General features: G+C 48.7%; 19 protein-coding genes, 1 pseudogene and 1 riboswitch. Of the genes and pseudogenes, 7 read left to right on the plus strand and 13 right to left on the minus strand.

What is annotated here, in order from left to right; translation table 11 throughout:
• Positions 1 to 70: 70 nt before the first annotated feature.
• The 9 genes from argF to MHB78_RS17540 all read right to left on the minus strand — a co-directional run bounded on the left by argF (position 71) and on the right by MHB78_RS17540 (position 11,108).
• Positions 71 to 1,009: an ornithine carbamoyltransferase gene (argF, locus tag MHB78_RS17500; RefSeq protein ID WP_046131235.1), complete on the minus strand. Its 939-nt coding sequence runs from the start codon at positions 1,007 to 1,009 to the stop codon at positions 71 to 73.
• Complete coding sequence (locus MHB78_RS17505) at positions 997 to 4,095, minus strand: carbamoyl phosphate synthase large subunit (protein ID WP_046131236.1); 3,099 nt, start codon at positions 4,093 to 4,095, stop codon at positions 997 to 999. Before MHB78_RS17505 ends, argF begins: the two co-directional genes overlap by 13 nt.
• Positions 4,088 to 5,149, minus strand: a complete 1,062-nt coding sequence (locus tag MHB78_RS17510; protein ID WP_046131237.1) for a carbamoyl phosphate synthase small subunit — start codon at positions 5,147 to 5,149, stop codon at positions 4,088 to 4,090. The genes MHB78_RS17505 and MHB78_RS17510 overlap by 8 nt, the downstream gene beginning before the upstream one ends.
• A 68-nt stretch (positions 5,150 to 5,217) precedes the next feature.
• The gene (locus tag MHB78_RS17515; RefSeq protein WP_046131238.1) at positions 5,218 to 6,375 is read right to left on the minus strand and encodes an acetylornithine transaminase; all 1,158 of its coding nucleotides are present in this window, start codon (positions 6,373 to 6,375) and stop codon (positions 5,218 to 5,220) included.
• The gene (gene argB, locus MHB78_RS17520) at positions 6,376 to 7,149 is read right to left on the minus strand and encodes an acetylglutamate kinase (RefSeq protein ID WP_046131239.1); all 774 of its coding nucleotides are present in this window, start codon (positions 7,147 to 7,149) and stop codon (positions 6,376 to 6,378) included.
• 11 nt (positions 7,150 to 7,160) lie between these two features.
• The gene (gene argJ / locus MHB78_RS17525; protein WP_046131240.1) at positions 7,161 to 8,381 is read right to left on the minus strand and encodes a bifunctional ornithine acetyltransferase/N-acetylglutamate synthase; all 1,221 of its coding nucleotides are present in this window, start codon (positions 8,379 to 8,381) and stop codon (positions 7,161 to 7,163) included.
• An 18-nt stretch (positions 8,382 to 8,399) separates the two neighbouring features.
• Positions 8,400 to 9,437: an N-acetyl-gamma-glutamyl-phosphate reductase gene (argC, locus tag MHB78_RS17530; RefSeq protein WP_046131241.1), complete on the minus strand. Its 1,038-nt coding sequence runs from the start codon at positions 9,435 to 9,437 to the stop codon at positions 8,400 to 8,402.
• A 528-nt stretch (positions 9,438 to 9,965) separates the two neighbouring features.
• Positions 9,966 to 10,274: a metal-sulfur cluster assembly factor gene (locus MHB78_RS17535; RefSeq protein ID WP_046131243.1), complete on the minus strand. Its 309-nt coding sequence runs from the start codon at positions 10,272 to 10,274 to the stop codon at positions 9,966 to 9,968.
• A gap of 66 nt (positions 10,275 to 10,340) precedes the next feature.
• On the minus strand, positions 10,341 to 11,108 hold the full coding sequence (locus tag MHB78_RS17540; protein ID WP_046131244.1) for a prolyl oligopeptidase family serine peptidase: 768 nt from the start codon (positions 11,106 to 11,108) through the stop codon (positions 10,341 to 10,343).
• 123 nt (positions 11,109 to 11,231) lie between these two features.
• Here MHB78_RS17540 and MHB78_RS17545 point away from each other — a divergent pair, with 123 nt between their 5' ends.
• From MHB78_RS17545 to guaC, 4 genes are all read left to right on the plus strand, one after another.
• The gene (locus tag MHB78_RS17545; protein ID WP_046131245.1) at positions 11,232 to 12,044 is read left to right on the plus strand and encodes a Cof-type HAD-IIB family hydrolase; all 813 of its coding nucleotides are present in this window, start codon (positions 11,232 to 11,234) and stop codon (positions 12,042 to 12,044) included.
• Positions 12,045 to 12,143: 99 nt separating this feature from the next.
• Positions 12,144 to 12,284, plus strand: a complete 141-nt coding sequence (locus MHB78_RS17550) for a hypothetical protein (RefSeq protein WP_164918140.1) — start codon at positions 12,144 to 12,146, stop codon at positions 12,282 to 12,284.
• 1 nt (position 12,285) lies between these two features.
• Positions 12,286 to 12,483: a DUF3813 domain-containing protein gene (locus MHB78_RS17555; RefSeq protein WP_065894228.1), complete on the plus strand. Its 198-nt coding sequence runs from the start codon at positions 12,286 to 12,288 to the stop codon at positions 12,481 to 12,483.
• A 158-nt stretch (positions 12,484 to 12,641) separates the two neighbouring features.
• Entirely contained in the window at positions 12,642 to 13,622 is a 981-nt protein-coding gene (guaC, locus tag MHB78_RS17560; RefSeq protein ID WP_046131247.1) for a GMP reductase, read from the plus strand.
• A gap of 71 nt (positions 13,623 to 13,693) precedes the next feature.
• Here guaC and MHB78_RS17565 read toward each other — a convergent pair whose 3' ends face one another.
• Positions 13,694 to 14,053, minus strand: coding sequence for a BsuPI-related putative proteinase inhibitor (locus tag MHB78_RS17565; RefSeq protein ID WP_172796351.1), 360 nt, complete (start codon positions 14,051 to 14,053; stop codon positions 13,694 to 13,696).
• 106 nt (positions 14,054 to 14,159) lie between these two features.
• Positions 14,160 to 15,002 carry a YitT family protein gene (locus tag MHB78_RS17570; protein WP_046131249.1) on the minus strand — a complete coding sequence of 281 codons (843 nt, stop codon included), beginning with the start codon at positions 15,000 to 15,002 and terminating at the stop codon, positions 14,160 to 14,162.
• 175 nt (positions 15,003 to 15,177) lie between these two features.
• On the opposite strand from MHB78_RS17570, the gene MHB78_RS17575 reads away from it, so the two are divergent.
• Positions 15,178 to 16,038, plus strand: a complete 861-nt coding sequence (locus MHB78_RS17575; protein ID WP_046131250.1) for a DegV family protein — start codon at positions 15,178 to 15,180, stop codon at positions 16,036 to 16,038.
• A gap of 62 nt (positions 16,039 to 16,100) precedes the next feature.
• Here MHB78_RS17575 and MHB78_RS17580 read toward each other — a convergent pair whose 3' ends face one another.
• Positions 16,101 to 16,304: a spore germination protein gene (locus tag MHB78_RS17580; RefSeq protein WP_046131251.1), complete on the minus strand. Its 204-nt coding sequence runs from the start codon at positions 16,302 to 16,304 to the stop codon at positions 16,101 to 16,103.
• 151 nt (positions 16,305 to 16,455) lie between these two features.
• Between MHB78_RS17580 and MHB78_RS17585 the strand changes: the two are divergent.
• Positions 16,456 to 16,580: pseudogene (locus MHB78_RS17585) on the plus strand (DUF3941 domain-containing protein).
• A 41-nt stretch (positions 16,581 to 16,621) separates the two neighbouring features.
• On the opposite strand, the gene MHB78_RS17590 reads toward MHB78_RS17585, so the two are convergent.
• Positions 16,622 to 17,470: a S1 RNA-binding domain-containing protein gene (locus MHB78_RS17590; protein ID WP_046131253.1), complete on the minus strand. Its 849-nt coding sequence runs from the start codon at positions 17,468 to 17,470 to the stop codon at positions 16,622 to 16,624.
• Between the two features lie 161 nt (positions 17,471 to 17,631).
• Between MHB78_RS17590 and MHB78_RS17595 the strand changes: the two genes are divergently transcribed.
• Entirely contained in the window at positions 17,632 to 18,123 is a 492-nt protein-coding gene (locus MHB78_RS17595; protein WP_046131254.1) for a YajQ family cyclic di-GMP-binding protein, read from the plus strand.
• A 91-nt stretch (positions 18,124 to 18,214) separates the two neighbouring features.
• Positions 18,215 to 18,328: riboswitch (SAM riboswitch) on the plus strand.
• Positions 18,329 to 18,366: the final 38 nt, after the last annotated feature.

Raw genomic sequence — 18,366 nt, forward strand, 5'->3', positions numbered from 1 at the left:
CCGGTTTTCGCCTTTACATCCGCCTGGTCAAAAAAACTGCTGATCTCATGTGAGATCAGCAGTTTTTTGTTCAGGACAAGAGTGCCTTTAGCAACGCTTTTTGTACATGAAGACGGTTTTCTGCCTGGTCGAAGACGGCTGAATTCGGTCCGTCGATGACCTCTGCTGCGACTTCTTCGCCGCGGTGCGCAGGAAGGCAGTGCAGAAAGATATAGTCGGCTTTGGCGCGGGAGACGAGCCGGCTGTTCACTTGGTACGGGGAAAAGATACTCAGGCGTTCGTTCGTTTCCGCTTCCTGGCCCATGCTTGTAAACACGTCTGAATAAACGACATCTGCATCCTGAACGGCTAAAGCCGCGTCATTTGTAATCGTTATGTCAGCGCCCGACTCTTCGGCAAATGCCTTGGCCAGCGCGACAACCTCCTGATTCGGCTCATATCCTTCAGGGGATGCGACCGTAATGTCGCAGCCGACCTTGGCACAGCCGATTAACAGGGAATGTGCGACATTGTTTCCGTCCCCGATATAGGCGGCTTTCAGCCCTTTAAACGTGCCTTTGACTTCCTGAATCGTCAGAAGATCGGCAAGGGCCTGGCATGGATGGAACAGGTCGGTCAAACCGTTGATGACCGGAATATCCGCATGTTCGGCAAGCTCCTCGACTGTTTCGTGTTCAAAGGTGCGGATCATGATCGCGTCCACATATCTCGAGAGCACTTTCGCCGTGTCGGCGATCGTCTCCCCCCGGCCGAGCTGCATGTCTTTGCTGCTTAAAAACAAGGCGTTTCCGCCGAGCTGCGCCATGCCCGCTTCAAAAGAAACCCGCGTTCTCGTCGACGATTTCTCAAAGATCATCGCCAATGTTTTCCCTTGAAAGATGTGCTGGATTTTGTTGTTTTTCATGTCGGCCGCTTCCTGAAGGAGATACAAAATCTCTTCCTTTGAGAAGTCTTTCAGGCTTAAAAAGTCCTTGCCGGACAAATTGATGTTGCTCGTTACAGTAGACATGATTCCACTTCCTTTTTGTATAAGTCCTTAAGCGAGACGGGTGAAGCCGTCCCTGATCCGCTTCCTAAAAAGGCGCGCACCGTCTCTTCTTCCGTCATGACAAAAACGCCGTGTGTGATGGCTTCCATCCGCTCGCGTTTTGCTTCTTTTGAATCCGTCAAATTGATGTGAAGCGCTTTGTCCGACCGCTTGATCCAGTTTTGGAAGCCATCTGTCTGTACGGTGAAGCCCGCTTGTTCGGCAGCGGTTTTCAGCTCATCGCCCGCTTTTAGATAGATGGAGCCTTTTTCTTTCCAGACGCCGGCAAAAATTTTCTTCATCGCGCTTTCCGGATTATATCCGACATACATGCCTTCGCCCGTCGATTTCATTTCAGGCCCGAGCTTCAGATCGACATCCTGGATGGCATGCGACGAAAAGACCGGAAATTTCACGGCGACGCCGTGATGGTTTTGCTTGACGGGAGCGAGCTCCTTTAAGCTCGCCCCGGCAATGAGCTTTGCAGCAAGGGGTATCAGCGGCACGCCCATCACTTTGCTGACGACAGGGACGGTTCGGCTCGCCCTAGGGTTGACTTCAAGGATAAGCAATTCATCCGGGGCACCCGGATCAGCGATAAATTGAATATTCATAATCCCTTTAAAGCCGAGCCTGCGGACGATTTTCCCTGCCGCTTCCCGTGCGGCGCGCTTCATACGCGAGGTAACGGAAGGGCCGGGCAAAATCGCATAGCTGTCGCCCGAATGAACGCCGGCTTTTTCGATGTGCTCGATATAGGACGGGATATAAATGTCCTGTCCGTCGCTTACAAGGTCAACTTCAAATTCTTTTCCCGGAATATATTGATCGATCAAAATCGGGTACGGCATTGCAGATGCGCCCTCAAGCAGATCTGACAGTTCACGCTTTGAATGGACGATCATCATTCCCATGCCGCCGATCACATAAGACGGTCTGATCAGAACCGGATAACCGATGGCACTTGCTTTTTGCACAGCCTCCGACTTTGACGAGGCCGTTTCCCCTTTGGCATGCTGGATGCCGAGTTCGTCAAGGAGCTGATAAAATTGGTCGCGGTCCTCCAGTACATCAAGCGTTTCCGATGACGTTCCCAAAAGGACGACACCCGCTTTTTCGATCGCTTCCGCCACATTAATGGCCGATTGCCCGCCGAATTGGACGATCGCAAAATCGATGTCTTCAGCTTCTGCTACATTTAGAATATGTTCAGGGGTAATCGGTTCAAAATAGAGCCGGTCCGCCGTTTCGTAATCCGTGCTGACGGTTTCCGGGTTGTTGTTGAGCATAATCGTCTCAAAGCCGAGGCTTTTCAGCGTCATGACGCCGTGCACGGCGCTGTAGTCAAATTCGACCCCCTGTCCGATCCTGATCGGTCCTGATCCGATGATAAGCGCCCGTTTTTTCGTTTTTTCGGAGAAGTTCCCGTCGCTTTCTCCGTAATATGTCGAGTAAAAGTAGTTCGTTTTTGCATCAAATTCGGCGGCGCATGTATCGACGATTTTAAATGATGCTGTAATGCCTTTTTCTTTGCGGAGGGCCCGGATTTCCTCTTCGGTTTTCCCTGTCAAAGAAGCGATCGTACAGTCGGTAAACCCCTTCTCTTTAGCCTTTTTCAAAAGGTCGGAAGAGAGCGAATCCCCCTCCTTCATGAGCTCGTTTTCAAGCTGAATGATGTTTGCAAATACATGGAGGAAAAAGCAGTCGATTTTTGTTCTCTCATGGATTTCTTCGATTGAAATCCCTCTTCCCAAAAGCTCCATGACTGCGAAAAACCGCCTGTCATCAGGTGTCTCCAAAAGTTCGCGCAAAGCGTCTGAAGAAAACGCCCCGAGCTCTGGCAAATGGGTTCCTTTTGTTTTCAGTTCGAGGGAAGCGACGGCTTTTTGCAGAGCCGCTTCAAGGTTGCGGTCGATCGCCATGACTTCCCCAGTCGCCTTCATTTTCGTACCGAGCTTGCGATCGGCGTTTTTAAATTTGTCAAACGGCCAGCGCGGGAACTTCACGACGACATAGTCAAGCGCCGGTTCAAAGCTCGCATATGTCGAATCTGTCAGCGGATTTTTCAGCTCGTCAAGCGTATAGCCGACAGCAAGTTTAGCGGCCATTTTTGCGATCGGGTAGCCCGTCGCTTTTGAAGCAAGGGCGGAAGAACGGCTGACCCTCGGGTTGACTTCGATGACGTAATAGTTGTTGCTGTTCGGGTCCAAGGCGAATTGAATGTTGCAGCCTCCGACGACATCAAGCGCGGAAATGATCTTTAAGCTTGCAGAGCGCAGCATTTGGTAATCCGCGTCCGTTAATGTCTGCGACGGGGCGACAACGATCGAATCCCCGGTATGAATGCCGACAGGGTCAATGTTTTCCATGTTGCAGACGGTAATGCATGTATTGCTCTTGTCGCGCATCACTTCGTATTCGATTTCTTTAAAACCGGCAATGCTTTTTTCGACAAGACATTGATGGATCGGACTTGCGAGAAGGGCGCTTTCGATCAAAGGCATGAATTCCTCCTCTGTCTTTGCGATCCCCCCTCCTTTGCCGCCCAGCGTATAAGCCGGACGAACGATGATCGGAAAGCCGATGGACTGCGCAAAGCGAAGTGCGTCGCCTTTGTTGTCGACGATCTCGGAATCCGGAACCGGTTCATTGAGCTCTTTCATGAGCGCGCGGAACTTTTCCCTGTCTTCGCCTTTTTCGATCGTTTCCACGGATGTTCCGAGCAGCTTCACCTTATATTTTTTGAGGATGCCGGCTTTTTCAAGCTCGACCGCTAAGTTTAATGCCGTCTGTCCGCCCAGGTTCGCAAGCAGTCCGTCCGGTTGTTCGCGTTTGATAATCTGGGTCAGGCTTTCGACAGTCAGCGGTTCAAAATAAATTTCATCTGCGAATGATTCATCCGTCATAATCGTCGCCGGGTTGTTGTTGACGAGGATGACGCGGAATCCTTCGCTTTTCAGCGCCATGCAGCCTTGTGTTCCTGAGTAGTCAAACTCTGCGGCCTGGCCGATGATGATTGGCCCCGAACCGATAACGAGTATGCTTTTTATGCTGTGATCTTTAGGCATGGGCGAACTCTCTCCTTGCTTTGTTCAAATTCTCTATATATTCGTTGAAAATCCACTCGCTTTCAGCCGGGCCGGGATGGGCTTCCGGATGAAACTGAACAGACATGACGGGCAGTGTATTGTGCACGATCCCTTCGACAGAACCGTCGTTTACGTGATAAAACCTGACCGAGCATTCCTCTGTGTTGATCGTTGCTTCATCAACGACATAACTGTGATTCTGGCTCGTCATGAAGACGCGGCCGGTTTTCCTGTCGGCGACCGGATGATTGGCTCCCCTGTGGCCGAACGGAAGCTTGTAGGTGTCGCTTCCAAATGCGAGGGCGATCAGCTGGTGTCCAAGGCATATGCCGAGTGTCGGATAGGCTTTGATGATGTCCCGAAGCGCATCCATGTACGGAGCGATCGCTTTCGGATCACCGGGTCCGTTTGACAGGACGATTCCATCCGGGTTCAGCTTAAAGATTTGATCCATCTCCTGATACGGAACGATCGTGACTTTGCAGCCCCGTTTTATGAGCGACAGTGCGATCGATTTTTTATAGCCGAAATCGATCAGCGCGATATGGGTCGAACCGTCTCCGAATGTGCCTGTTTCATTTTGTCCGGCGACCTGTGCGGCGACATTTTCCTCGCCCGCAGCCGGCAGGCTGTCTTTTTGAACGGTCAGTGTCGCATTCAGCGTGCCTTTTGCCCTGATATGTTTGACGAGCGCTCTCGTATCGACATGAGAGAACAGCGGAACGTCCCATTTTTTCAAATAATCGCGCAGGCTTTTCGTCGCCTGATGGTGAGAAAAATGCTCGCACGCTTCATAGACGACAACCCCCCGCACTTGCGGCTTTTTGCTTTCAAAGTCGCTTTCATTAATGCCGTAGTTGCCGATCAGCGGATACGTAAAGACAATGATCTGCCCTTTGTACGAAGGATCTGTGAGCACCTCCTGGTAGCCGGTCATTCCCGTGAAAAACACGACTTCGCCGCTCATGCCGCAAGGGCCGTCTAAATCTCCGCTGAAAGAGGTTCCATCTTCAAGAACTAAATATCCTTCCATCTTCTGCCCACCTTTGATGAATAAATAATAATTTACATGAATTTTTATACTAACATAGCGAAAAAAATTTATTGTGTTACCGCTGTATGCCGTGCCAAGACATTGTTCAGTTTCTGCACCGCCTCTGTGATTTCTTGTACTGTGACCGTTAACGGCGGAAGCAGCCTGATGACGTTCGGACCTGCCGGAAGGACGAGCAATCCTTCCTTTTGAAGATCTTCAATCAGCGGCTGAACAGGGTCTTTCAATTCAATGCCTGCGATCAGCCCTTTTCCCCTGATTTCTTTTACCAGCGGGAATTGAAGCAAGCTTTCCAATTCTTTCTGCAAATATTCGCCCTTTTCGCTGACTTCATCAAGAAAGCTTTTCTCAAAAATAATGTCCAAGGTTGCATTTGCGGCGGCCATGGCCAGCATGTTTCCGCCGAACGTCGAGCCGTGAGAACCCGGCGAAAATGCTGAGGAAAGCTCTTTTTTCCCTATGACCGCCCCGGCCGGAAAGCCGCTGCCGAGACCTTTTGCAACGGTGATGATATCCGGTGTGAGCCTTTCATGCTCATAGCCGAAAGCTTTTCCCGTCCGGCCGATCCCTGTCTGAACCTCGTCAACGATGAGAAGAGCCTGTTTTTTCCGGCAGAAAGCCTGCACTTCCTGTAAAAATTCGCTGCTTCCAGGAATGACGCCGCCCTCGCCCTGGACCGTCTCAAGCATGACCGCTGCGATGCCTTCTTCGTCTTCCATCGTTTTCAAGGCGTCCGGGGCATTATACGGAAGATAGTAAAAACCGGACAGCATCGGACCGAAACCTTGCTTAATCTTTTCTTGTCCGGTCGCCGCCATTCCGGCGAACGTCCTGCCGTGAAACGAGTGCTGAAACGTGATGATTTTCGTTTTTTGCGTATGTTTGCGGGCCAGTTTGATCGCTGCTTCGTTTGCTTCCGCCCCGCTGTTGCAGAAAAACACGAGATCGCCTGTACTGTTTGCCGCGAGCTTTTCGGCGACTTTTTCCTGAAGCCCGTTTTGGAACAAATTCGAAACATGCCACAGGTTATCGAGTTGTTTTTTTACAGCAGCCGTCACCTGATCCGGACAGTGTCCGAGATTGCAGACGGCGATCCCCTGGACGAAATCGAGATAGGTTTTGCCGCTTTCATCTACGGCAAGCGTGCCTTTCGCTTTTTTGATATGAATATTCCAGCGGCTGTACGTTTGGAATAAATGGCTCACTTATACGGCCTCCTTCTCCTTTATGATTTTTGTACCGACGAATGCATCTTTTGCAAGAAAAGAACCCTTTCCGCTGACGATCATGACCTCATCCACCGCATCCGTGAGTGCCGCTACAGCGGAGTTCACCTTCGGGATCATCCCACCGGAAATCACGCCGACGGCAATGAAGCGCTCGACCTCCTCCGGCGTGACGGATGAAAGCATGCTGCCGTCTTTCATAATCCCTTTGACATCTGTGACAAACATCAATTTATCGGCGCGCAGAGCCCCTGCGACAGCCGATGCAGCCAAATCGGCGTTTACGTTCAGCGTCTCGCAGTTTTCCGTCATCGACAGCGGCGCGATCACCGGAATGAATCCTTTTTCCATGAGCGCTTCGACGATCCGGCCGTTTACCTTTTTAATGCAGCCGACCTGACCGTATTCTTTTTCATTTATATAATCGGCCAGGAGCAAGCCTCCGTCTTTTCCTGAAACGCCGACGGCTGGCAGACCGTGCCTTGCAAGCTCTGACACAAAAAACTTGTTGATCGAGCCTGAGAGCACCATCTCTGCGATTTCCAAAACCTGTTTTGTCGTTTTCCGCTGTCCGTTCACAAACTCTGTTTCGATCTTCAATTTCTTCAGCATATTCGTAATCTCAGGTCCCCCGCCGTGGACGACGGCGATTTTCCAGCCCTCTTCGACCAGCTTTTTTACATTCCGAAAAAATTCATCGGACAGTTCGCGGATGACGCTTCCGCCGCATTTAAAAACGATTGTTTTGTTCATTGCTTTCCCCTTTACGTACGATAGCTCGCATTGATTTTGACGTATTCATAAGTCAAGTCGCATCCCCAGGCCGTTCCCGTGCCTATTCCTTGATTCATTTGAACATCGATTTGCACTTCGCTTTTCTGCAGGTATTCTTTGGCAAGCGCTTCGGAAAACGGCTGCGGTTCATTGTTTTTAAAAAGGCACTGGCCGCCAAGATGGATTTCGACCTTTTCCGGTGTGACAGATGCCGCGCTGTCTCCGATAGCGGCGATGATTCTGCCCCAGTTGGCATCCGTACCGTACACCGCCGTTTTGACAAGGTTGGACCCGACGATTTTTTTTGCGATGATCTGTGCATCGCGATTGCTTTTCGCTCCCTTTACCTGGACTTCGATTAATTTTGTCGCCCCTTCCCCGTCCTTTGCGATCTGTTTGGCGAGATCTCTGCATACGGACTCCAAGCCCTTTTTAAAAACCGGCCATTCCTTATGCCCTTCATGAAGGCATTCGTTTCCTGCACAGCCGTTCGCCATGACGAGAACCATGTCGTTTGTCGATGTATCGCCGTCGACCGTAATTTGGTTGAATGATACATCCGTAATGTCTCTTAAAGCTTTTTGAAGCGCGCCCTCCTCAACGCGCGCATCCGTCGTGACGAAGCCGAGCATCGTCGCCATATTCGGGTGGATCATCCCGGACCCTTTGGCCGCGCCGCCGATCATGATTTTTTGATCCCCGATCATCAGTTCATAGCACGTTTGTTTTGTAACGGTATCGGTCGTCAAAATCGCTTCCTCGAAATCGCCTTCCGAAGGTGTTGTTTGATCAAGGAGGCTGATGCCTTCGCGAATCTTTTTCATATCGAGAGCCTCGCCGATGACGCCTGTAGACGAAACGGCGACAAGTTCCGGCTCGATGCCGAGGATGTCCGCGCACTTTTGGCGCATCTCATAGGCATCCAAAAGCCCCTGCTCCCCTGTGCACGCATTGGCATTTGCGCTGTTGACGATCACCGCTTGCAGCGTTGCCCCGTTTTTGAGACTGTCCTGCGTCACCTTGATCGGCGCGGCCTGAAAATGGCTTTGTGTATAAACGGCGGCGCTCACCGCCGGCACTGCGCTGATGATCATCCCCAAATCCTTTTTGGAATAGCGGAGTCCGCAGTGAATGCCTTTTGCCTGATAGCCCTTCGGCGAATCGATGCTTCCGTCTATTTTTTTGATGCTGTCTTCACTCACCTGAATCATGGTTCATTCTCTCCTGTCTTATGGATAAATTGGCGTAAAATCAAGTCCAGCCTTCTCGCTCCAGCCGTTCATGATGTTAAAGTTTTGCACGGCCTGCCCAGCGGCCCCCTTCATTAAATTATCGATCACCGATACGATCGTCACCCTGTCCGTCCTTTCGTCAGCGGCGACGCCGATATCGCAGAAATTGCTGCCGTACACTTCTTTTGTCGCCGGAAATTCACCTGATTCTCTCACTCTTACAAAATAAGAATCTTGGTAAAAATCAGAAAAAACCTGCTGCAGCTGTTGACCTGTCATGCTTTCCTTCAGCTCTAAATAGATGGTCGCCATGATTCCCCTTGTCATCGGCACTAAATGCGTGCTGAACGTGATCGGCTGAAAAGCGGGGTCCCATTCCCTGACGGCCTGCTCGATTTCCGGTGTATGCTGATGTTCATTCACCTTGTATATTTTAAAATTGTCATTGATCTCTGAAAAATGCGTCCCCATGGAAGCTTTTCTGCCGGCTCCGGAAACGCCGGTCTTTGCATCGGCAATGACGAACGATTCGTTCACAAGCCCGTTTTTGATAAGCGGGGCCAAGCCTAGAAGAACCGCGGTCGGGAAGCAGCCGGGATTGGCAATGTGCTTTGCCGTTTTGATTTTCTCCCGGTTAAGCTCACTCAGCCCGTATACCGCCTTTTCGAGAATATGCCCGGGAGCGGCCTCCCTTTTATACCAGCTTTCATAAACAGCCTGATGTTTGAGCCTGAGATCGCCCGAAAGATCGATTACCGGCAAATCGTACGCGTCAAGCTGAGGCGTCAGCCGGCTGGAAACTCCCGGAGGCGCCGCCATAAATAAAAAATCTGTCTCGCTTGCAATCTGTTCAATATCGATCGGTTTAAGCGTCTGATCGGCCAGCTTGACAAGGTGCGGATATGACTGATGGTACGGCGTTCCTTCATCGCTCGATGAATAAAGTATGCATTCATCTGTATAAGGGTGAGACCTGAGGATTCGTGTAATCTCGGCTCCACCATAGCCCGTAGCACCTATAATTCCTATTTTCAAAACATATTCACCTTCTTGGTCTTTGTGAAATTATTTAACATTATAACATGAATAAAAATTAATTCAATTGTATATTTAATATTTTTTCACAATTTGGCGCATCGATTTTTTCATACAAAAAAGCCCGCAGTGGATGCGGGCTTTCAGGTATATCTTAAAACGGGAGGTTCAGCTTTCATGAAACGCCGAACCGTTGGGTGATCAAGCCAAATTTTTTTGCTGAAACCGCAAGCGGATGTCAGCCTTTTTGCTAATCTCTGACAGGTTCCTTCCTCTGTATCAATATTGAGAGCGAATGGGAAGACGCAAAATCGTGTTTAACATTGCTGTCCATGCATATGAACTCCTTCCCTTTTACTGAAATGACGCTTTTCACCCGGTTCATTCGCTCCATAGCACGATTCCACGGTTTCTCGCTTCTTCCGCACTTTCCTGGAACATCAAAAGGGGCGCAACTTTTGACAGCAAGAATCAGCTCTCCTTTTTTAAAAAAGAGCCTGCTCATAAATGAACAGGCCCTTTTCGTCCTTACTGTATTCCGAGCGCGATTTTCGCGTATCTTGACATTTTGTCCCGCGTCCATGGCGGATTCCAGACGATGTTGACGTCTACTTCCTTCACTTCCGGGATATCGGCCAGCGCTGTTTTGACCTGATCGACGATAATCGGGGCAAGCGGGCAGCCCATGGAAGTCAGTGTCATCGTAATGTCTGTTTTTCCGTTTTCATCCATCTCAACATCATAGACAAGGCCGAGATTAACGATATCAATGCCAAGCTCCGGGTCAACCACCTGCTCAAGAGCGCCCATGATGTTTTCTTTCAATGCTTCATCCACACTACTTCACTCCTTTTTTCATCAGTATATCGCACTTTTTGTATTTTCTGAAACGAAAGTGCTTTTTTAAAGATGGGTATCAAACCATTCAACCGTCCTCAAAAGACCTTCCCGTGAAACTTTGTGGCCGGCGCGTTCGTCCGCAATGAACTGAAGCAGATCCGGCCGTTTTTCATACTGAGGCATGACCGATTCGTAAAACCGGCGGGCCGGTGCAAACGGCACAACGCTGTCCAGCTTGCCGTGCCAAAAGAGAAGCGGTCTTGTGTTCAGCTTTTCCGGCTGCAGCGAGAGATCAAACTGTTTCAATTCCTCTCGCTGCTGTGCGATCTGCTCTTCTGTGACAGGAACTTCAAGCTGCTTTTTCTTTATCAATGCGAGCTGTTCGTCAAAAAGCTCAACATATGAGGGACAGCCCATCAGACTGACGGCGGCGGTTATCCAGTCGTATTGGGTAAGGGCTCCCAGCGTCACGATGCCGCCCATTGACGTTCCAGCCACGCCTATCCGCCCGCTGTCAATCAGGTTTTCCTGATGAAAATGCTCTTTCAGGATATCGAGTTCTTTAATTTCATTGGTGACAATGGCCCAAAATCGCGCGGACAGCTCCTCCCGGGAGAGCTCTTTTTCCCTGTCCCCATGATATGCAGCTTCAGGCAATACAGCCCGAATCCCCTTTTCGGCAAGAAGATATGCGAAGTGCAGATTATGTTCCTTTGCGCTTGTAAAACCGTGTATAAAAAAAACCAGAGGAAGAGCTTTATCCTTATTCTCCTCTTTTACAATATGCAAAAAAGGGATTCCTGAAATATTCCGTTTATCGACAATAATCACGACTGTTTCTTCCTCCTTTAGGATATCCATCATCATCAGTTTAACATGTAGACAATAAAGAAGGTAAAAAGATACACTATAAATAAGTCAGAACTTTTAAATTTACGCTTAAAAGGAGCATTTATGGAAACGAAACCATATTTAATTGCATTGGACTTAGACGGAACATTATTAAAAGACGACAAGACCATCTCTGAAAGCTCGAGCAGCGTCATCCGCAAGCTCCGGGAGGACGGGCATTACGTATGCATTTCGACAGGGAGGCCGTTCAGGGCAAGCGCGATCTACTATGAGGAGCTTGGACTCGATACGCCGATCGTGAACTTCAACGGCGCGTTTGTCCATCACCCGAAGGATGAAAGCTGGGGAAGATTCCATACGTCGCTTGATCTAGATGTTGTCAAACAGATCATCGAGGTCAGCGAATCTTACAACGTCCACAATATCCTCGCCGAAATCATGGACGATGTTTATTTTCATTACCATGATGAGAAACTGATCGACGTATTCACAATGGGCAACCCGAATATTACGGTCGGCGATTTAAGAAAAAATCTCGGCGCGGACGTTACAAGCGTCTTGATCCACGCCAAGGAAGAGGATGTACCTGCGATCCGCTCCTATTTATCCGATGTTCATGCCGAAATGGTCGACCATAGAAGGTGGGCCGCCCCGTGGCATGTGATCGAATTAATCAAAAGCGGCATCAACAAAGCGGTCGGCCTGCAAAAGATAACGGAATACTACGGCATTCCGCAGGAGCGGGTCATCGCTTTCGGAGATGAAGACAACGATTTGGAAATGCTCGAATTTGCGGGCTGCGGCGTCGCGATGGGCAACGGAATCGCAGGCGTCAAAAGCGTTGCCGACCATGTCGCCAAATCGAATGAAGAAGACGGAATCGCGGTCTTTTTAAAGGATTATTTCTCTTTATAATTTTATTATTTGCCATTCATAAACGCAGTTTTCCCTCGGCAATACTATGGGAAGGCGGTCTAAAGAGACCGTCCAACTCGTTTCAAGGGGGCAGTCAGGATGGGTAAACGTAGCAAATCGAAACGGTTTATTCAGCAAGGCAAAGACGCGATTAAGCAGCATGCGGCGAGGTTCCCTTACCGATCCACATTAGAAGAGGCGGAAAAGCGCAACGGCCCGGCAGAATGCGGAGGGCTGTAAAATGAGAAACGAATTGTTTCAAATGGCAAAGCATGCCGTCCATGAAGCCGAAACAGCAGCATACGGCGCTGAATCGGGCGAGCGGACAAGGGCGGTTGAAAGGGCGAAAAACGCGATTTCCTCCGCATATGCCAACTCAACCGACGCTGAGCGCGGCCAACTTCACGACCTTCAGGATCGGCTTGACCGATTGTCCTAATCATCAACAAGGAGCCTGTCTCATCGACACGGCTCCTTTTGTCATTTGTAAAAACTCTACATAAAACGTTTGACATTCGAAACAAAAGGGAGTACATTATTAAAGGCGAACATTTAATGTTATTAATAAATAAATATTCGCTTTTAGGAGTGTATATCATGGATAACGTGTTTGATTACGAAGATATTCAATTAATTCCTGCAAAATGCATCGTCAATAGCCGTTCTGAATGCGATACAACCGTTCAGTTGGGCGGAAGGACGTTTAAACTGCCTGCGGTACCTGCCAACATGCAGACGATTATCGATGAGGAGCTGGCGATTTGGCTGGCTGAAAACGGTTACTTTTATGTGATGCACCGTTTCGAGCCCGAAAAACGTTTCAACTTTATAAAAGACATGAAGTCCCGCGGTTTATTTGCTTCCATCAGCGTGGGGGTCAAGGAGGAAGAATACGAATTTGTACAAAAGCTGTCCAAGGAACAGGCAGAACCTGAATACATCACAATCGACATCGCACACGGACATTCCAACGCCGTCATCAGCATGATTCAGCATATTAAAACGCATTTGCCGAAAAGTTTCGTCATCGCCGGAAACGTCGGAACGCCTGAGGCGGTAAGGGAACTGGAAAACGCCGGAGCTGACGCTACAAAAGTCGGCATCGGCCCCGGAAAAGTCTGCATTACAAAAATCAAAACCGGATTTGGAACGGGCGGATGGCAATTGGCCGCATTGCGCTGGTGCGCCAAAGCTGCAAGCAAGCCGATCATCGCCGACGGCGGAATCCGCACTCACGGGGATATTGCGAAATCAATCAGATTCGGGGCAACAATGGTCATGATCGGTTCGTTGTTTGCCGGACACGAGGAATCTCCTGGAGCAACGGTTGAAAAAGACGGAAAGCTCTACAAAGAGTACTTTGGATCAGCTTCAGAATATCAAAAAGGCGAACGAAAAAACGTAGAAGGCAAGAAAATGTATGTGGAGCATAAAGGCTCCATCAAGGATACGCTGACCGAAATGGAACAGGACCTTCAATCCTCCATTTCTTATGCCGGAGGAAACAAGCTTGATGCAATCCGCAATGTCGACTATGTCATCGTCAAAAATTCCATTTTTAATGGCGATAAATATTAAAAACAGAGGCATCCATCTTCGGATGCCTCTGTTTTTATTCGTAGCAGCACAATGCTCGTAAGCCTGGATTCTTACTTTACTTCAAACGATGTGCCTGCCCTCAGCACGGCAAGCTGTTCCGCTCTCCCCAAAAACGTGACATTCACATCGTATACGCCAGGCTCGGGTACTTCCTTCCAAACATCCGTGAAATCGTACGTCTCTTTCGGGTTCAATGTCATCGTTTGGAAAGCCTGGGTGAACATTTTTCCTTTTGAATAGCGGTATCGTTCATTTCCTTCCTTGTCGCTTACGATAAGCTCAAACTTCTGTCCGCTGCTAAATTCAAATGCTACCGCTTCATCCGAATGGTTTACAACCGACATGCGAAATTCGATTCCGTCCTGTTTTTGCACAGGTTCAACCGTCAGTACAACACTTCCGTTGCTCATTTCCCCTGATACCTCCTTGGCGGGGCCGCTCCCCGCGTTTTGCCCGCATCCTCCGACGATGAGTAATAGCACAGTCAACAATACAACCCGCATTCATTCACCCTTTCTAATCTTTTCGGAAAAACCCTAAAACAGAGGTTGTTTGCACAACATTTGCAAAAGCCTTTGGATCCACTTCTTTGATGATTTTTTCCAAGTCGTATAATTCATACCTGGTAATGACGATGATCATCATCTCTTTTTGTTCATTCGTAAAAGCGCCTTTGGCCGGAACGGTCGTAATCCCGCGCACCATTTTTCCGTAGATGGCTTCTTTGATCTCTTCCGCTTTCTTCGTGACGATCATGACGGTAAGTTTGGCATGTCGTGTGTGAATCGCATCGATCACCCGCGTCGTTACATAAAGCGTAACGAGCGTATATAAAGCTTTCTCCCAACCCTGCAATAATCCTGCCGTCAAAATGATGGCCCCGTTTAACATAAAGAAATATGTGCCGACAGGCTTATCTTTCCATTTCGCCAGAACCATCGCGATGATATCAAGACCGCCCGTTGAAGCTCCGTATTTCAGCGTCAGGCCGATTCCGACCGCTGAGATCACCCCGCCGAAAACAGCGTTCAGCAAAATATCGTTTGACAGGCCCTCATCAGGCAGCATCCCTAGAAAAACCGTCGTCAGCGCCACGCTTAATACGCTGTAAATCGTGAATGAACGCCCGACTTTCATCCATCCTAATATACCGACGGGGATATTTAAAATAAACAAGAGCGTTCCGGTTGAAAAATAGATGGGGCTGTACTGGTCAAGCGCGCTTGATAAAAGCTGCGCAACACCCGTAAAACCGCTTGCGTACACATCGGCGGGAATTAAAAATAAATTCAGGCCGATCGCGTTTAGTAAGGCGCCTATGATGACAATGAACAATTTCTTTGCTTCAGCTATTACCATTTTTTCAGTTCCTCCGCTAATTCTATATAATTGGTTTACCCTTAAATCCATATTTTGAAAACGCCAAAATGAAATTATATGATATAGTTGATCTTGGAAAAGCGGATCAGCTTCCGCGGCGGCGACGTGCGCCTTGTTAACCTAAAAACCATTACGATGAAAGAAGGGGTTATATATGACCGTCCATCTGATAGCCGACAGTGCGGCGGATTTGCCGAAATCTTTTTACGATGACAACGGCGTCACTTTCATTCCTTTGCGCGTGCTTCTTGACGACAAAGAGTATGACGATCTCGTAACGATTCAGCCTCTTGTTGTATATGAGGCCATGCGCAACGGGAAAGCGCCTAAAACCTCCCAGCCGTCTTTCCAGCTTATGAAAGACGCGTTCACAAATCTTGCGAAAAAGAATCAGCCCGCTTTATATATCGCTTTTTCCTCTGAGCTTTCCGGCACATACCAGACTGCCGTAATGGCAGCAAACGAGGTCAAGGAGGAATTTCCTGATTTTGATTTGCGGATCATCGATTCAAAATGCGCTTCATTGGGCTATGGCCTCGCCGTAAAACATGCGCTTGAACTCGCAACTAACGGCAATACAATACAAGAAATCGAAACGTCTGTAAAGGACTTTTGCGACCATCTTGAACATATTTTTACCGTCGACGATTTGACCTATTTGGCAAGGGGCGGCAGAATCAGCAAAGCATCCGCGTTCGTCGGGGGATTGCTCAATATCAAACCGCTGCTTGATGTCGAAGGAGGAAAGCTTGTCCCTTTAGAAAAAATCAGGGGTAAAAAGAAGCTTTTGAAACGGATGATCGAGCTTATGAAAGAAAGAGGACGTGATCTAAGCAGCCAGACGATCGGGATCAGCCACGGGGATGCCGAAGAAACGGCCGGCGAAATCAAGCGGCTCATCGAAGCCGAGTTTCACCCGAAAGACATCGTAGTTCATATGATCGGATCGGCCATCGGCGCGCATGCGGGCCCTGGCACAGTGGCGGTCTTTTTTTCGGGAAAAGAAAAAAGGTGAATGTTCAGGAATTTGGACACAGGCCGATGGCTCCTGTCTTTGACAAGGAGCCATCCGCTGCCTTATACGATATTTTGATCAAGCACATCTTCATCAAAGGAGTCCGCACCTGAAACTCCTGTGTTCGAAGCCGTAAGCCCGGTATTCCCGCTTCCAGCCCCTTGAACGGTTTTTGACGTATTGATCGGGCTGATTTTAATCGCCCCGCCAAAATTCACAACCCCGCCTGAAACACTTTGAATAAAAACTGCAATGGGGAACCCCATACCACTTCTCCCTTTCCTATTGCATTTTTCTATTATTCATATATGTATGCCGTTTTTTCCTCAAGGTATAAACTCTCCGGCAAAAACATAGAAAAAATAGCGCACATAGTTTACATTTCAGTGAGCAATCTAATGACGGGAGGTGCTGCACGTGACAAAAGATGATGACAAAAAACCGGTTGATCACAACGCCGTCAACCAGCAAAAAAACCGGCTCGCCGAAAGAACAGGCAAGCCGGAAAACATCAGGGATCAAAAAAACCGAATCATTTATAAAGAGCAGGCGGCGTTTCCTAAAGAATCGCCGCCTGCAGCTGCTATTTTTTTTCGTATGTCCAGCCGTCTTCCTGATAGATTTTATCCTGTTTCATCAGATGGCCGAGCGCTCTTTTAAACGCTGCTTTACTCATGTTAAACCGTTCTTTAATATCTTCCGGGTCGCTTTTATCCCAAAACGGCATCGCCCCGTTTCTCGACCTCATATACGTCAAAATTTCTTCGGCGTCAACGGACATGGCATCCTGCTTTCTCGGCAAAAGCGACAAATTGACAGAGCCGTCATCCTTGACTTTAATCACCCTTGCCGTGAGCCTTTCTCCCAGCCGCGGCTCTTGTTTTCTCTCGGAGGAATGAATGAAGCCTCTGATGCCGCCGTCGGAAATCATAAACGAGCCTGAAGCGATCAAGCGGTAGATCGTCCCTGTCAGCTCTTTATTCATCAGGCCCTGGGACGCCTCGGTAAACAGCTCGCTCATCCTGTCTTCCGGAGCCGGTTTGGCAAACATTCTCCCGTGGCTCGTGATTTTCAGCATGCAATAGAGCCTGTCTCCTTTCTGCGGCCAGACGGATGAATAAGGCGGCAGATGTTCGGTTGCCACCAGTGCATCCTTCGTCAGCCCGACATCGACGAAAACCCCCATGTCATCGACCGCATCAACGACTTCGACCCAGCCGTATTGATCAGCGCTGATCAGCGGCTTTCTCATCGTAGCCGCCGGACGGCCTTCATGGTCGACATATATGAAGACATCGACCTCTTCCCTGTCTTCAATATTTTCGGTGATTTCGCTGTTGTGCAAAAGGATGACCGTTTCTCCATCGGTCAAAAAATATCCGTAATCTGCTTTGTGATCTATTTTCAACGTTAATTGCTGTCCCGGTTTCATACTTGCTCTTCCTTTCTCACTCGCCTGTTTCGCTTTTTCGTATTCCTCCAATGTTCAAATTATTGCCAGATAACGGCCAGACGAAACCGTTCGATATTGGAAGTTTCACCTTATTCTACTATAATTGACTCATAAGTAAAATGGATGGAGGTTTTTTTCTTATGGCTAAAGAAAGCTCATTTGACATCGTTTCAAAGGTGGAACTTCCCGAAGTTCAAAACGCAATCCAAACCGCTTTGAAAGAGATCGGCAACCGCTATGATTTCAAAGGTTCAAAAAGCAGCATCACGCTCGACGGGGAAGAGCTTGTGCTCGTGTCAGACGACGAATTCAAAATGAACCAGCTGAAAGACGTTCTCGTCAGCAAGCTGATCAAGCGGAACGTCCCAACGAAAAACATCGAGTATTCCAAGCTGGAAAACGCGTCAGGCGGAACGGTCAGACAGCGCGGCAAGCTCGTTCAGGGCATCGACAAAGAAAACGCAAAGAAAATCAATACCCTGATCAAAAAATCGGGCCTTAAAGTCAAATCGCAAGTGCAGGATGACCAAATCAGGGTGACCGGGAAAAACAAAGACGATCTCCAGCAAATCATCGCCTTGGTAAGGGAAGCGGATCTTCCGATTGATGTTCAATTTATAAATTTTCGATAAATTCTCAATTTACTGTTGATTATTCCCCCGATTTTCGGTAAATTGAGTAAAAGCCGCTTTTTGGCGGCATCAGCCGACAATTGAATAGCTGTTCTTATCAAGAGAGGCAGAGGGACTGGCCCGATGAAGCCTCAGCAACCGGTGTAATGATTGTTTCATGACCAAGGTGCTAAATCCAGCAAGCAGACTGCTTGGAAGATAAGAAGAAGGTGAATGCGTACGAAAAGTCTTCTTCTTGGAAGG

Origin of the sequence: Bacillus sp. FSL K6-0138 (assembly GCF_037982765.1) — a bacterium.
Taxonomy (GTDB): Bacteria; Bacillota; Bacilli; order Bacillales; family Bacillaceae; genus Bacillus; species Bacillus glycinifermentans.

Excerpts from the sequence above, each read along its gene's own strand:
- argF (WP_046131235.1), bottom strand. The coding sequence starts at position 1,009 with ATGTCTACTGTAACGAGCAACATCAATTTGTCCGGCAAGGACTTTTTA.
- MHB78_RS17505 (WP_046131236.1), bottom strand. The coding sequence starts at position 4,095 with ATGCCTAAAGATCACAGCATAAAAAGCATACTCGTTATCGGTTCGGGG.
- MHB78_RS17510 (WP_046131237.1), bottom strand. The coding sequence starts at position 5,149 with ATGGAAGGATATTTAGTTCTTGAAGATGGAACCTCTTTCAGCGGAGAT.
- argB (WP_046131239.1), bottom strand. The coding sequence starts at position 7,149 with ATGAACAAAACAATCGTTTTTAAATGCGGCGGAAGCGTCATCCGCGAA.
- argJ (WP_046131240.1), bottom strand. The coding sequence starts at position 8,381 with ATGATTCAGGTGAGTGAAGACAGCATCAAAAAAATAGACGGAAGCATC.
- MHB78_RS17545 (WP_046131245.1), top strand. The coding sequence starts at position 11,232 with ATGGAAACGAAACCATATTTAATTGCATTGGACTTAGACGGAACATTA.
- MHB78_RS17550 (WP_164918140.1), top strand. The coding sequence starts at position 12,144 with ATGGGTAAACGTAGCAAATCGAAACGGTTTATTCAGCAAGGCAAAGAC.
- MHB78_RS17555 (WP_065894228.1), top strand. The coding sequence starts at position 12,286 with ATGAGAAACGAATTGTTTCAAATGGCAAAGCATGCCGTCCATGAAGCC.
- guaC (WP_046131247.1), top strand. The coding sequence starts at position 12,642 with ATGGATAACGTGTTTGATTACGAAGATATTCAATTAATTCCTGCAAAA.
- MHB78_RS17565 (WP_172796351.1), bottom strand. The coding sequence starts at position 14,053 with ATGAGCAACGGAAGTGTTGTACTGACGGTTGAACCTGTGCAAAAACAG.
- MHB78_RS17570 (WP_046131249.1), bottom strand. The coding sequence starts at position 15,002 with ATGGTAATAGCTGAAGCAAAGAAATTGTTCATTGTCATCATAGGCGCC.
- MHB78_RS17575 (WP_046131250.1), top strand. The coding sequence starts at position 15,178 with ATGACCGTCCATCTGATAGCCGACAGTGCGGCGGATTTGCCGAAATCT.
- MHB78_RS17580 (WP_046131251.1), bottom strand. The coding sequence starts at position 16,304 with ATGGGGTTCCCCATTGCAGTTTTTATTCAAAGTGTTTCAGGCGGGGTT.
- MHB78_RS17590 (WP_046131253.1), bottom strand. The coding sequence starts at position 17,470 with ATGAAACCGGGACAGCAATTAACGTTGAAAATAGATCACAAAGCAGAT.
- MHB78_RS17595 (WP_046131254.1), top strand. The coding sequence starts at position 17,632 with ATGGCTAAAGAAAGCTCATTTGACATCGTTTCAAAGGTGGAACTTCCC.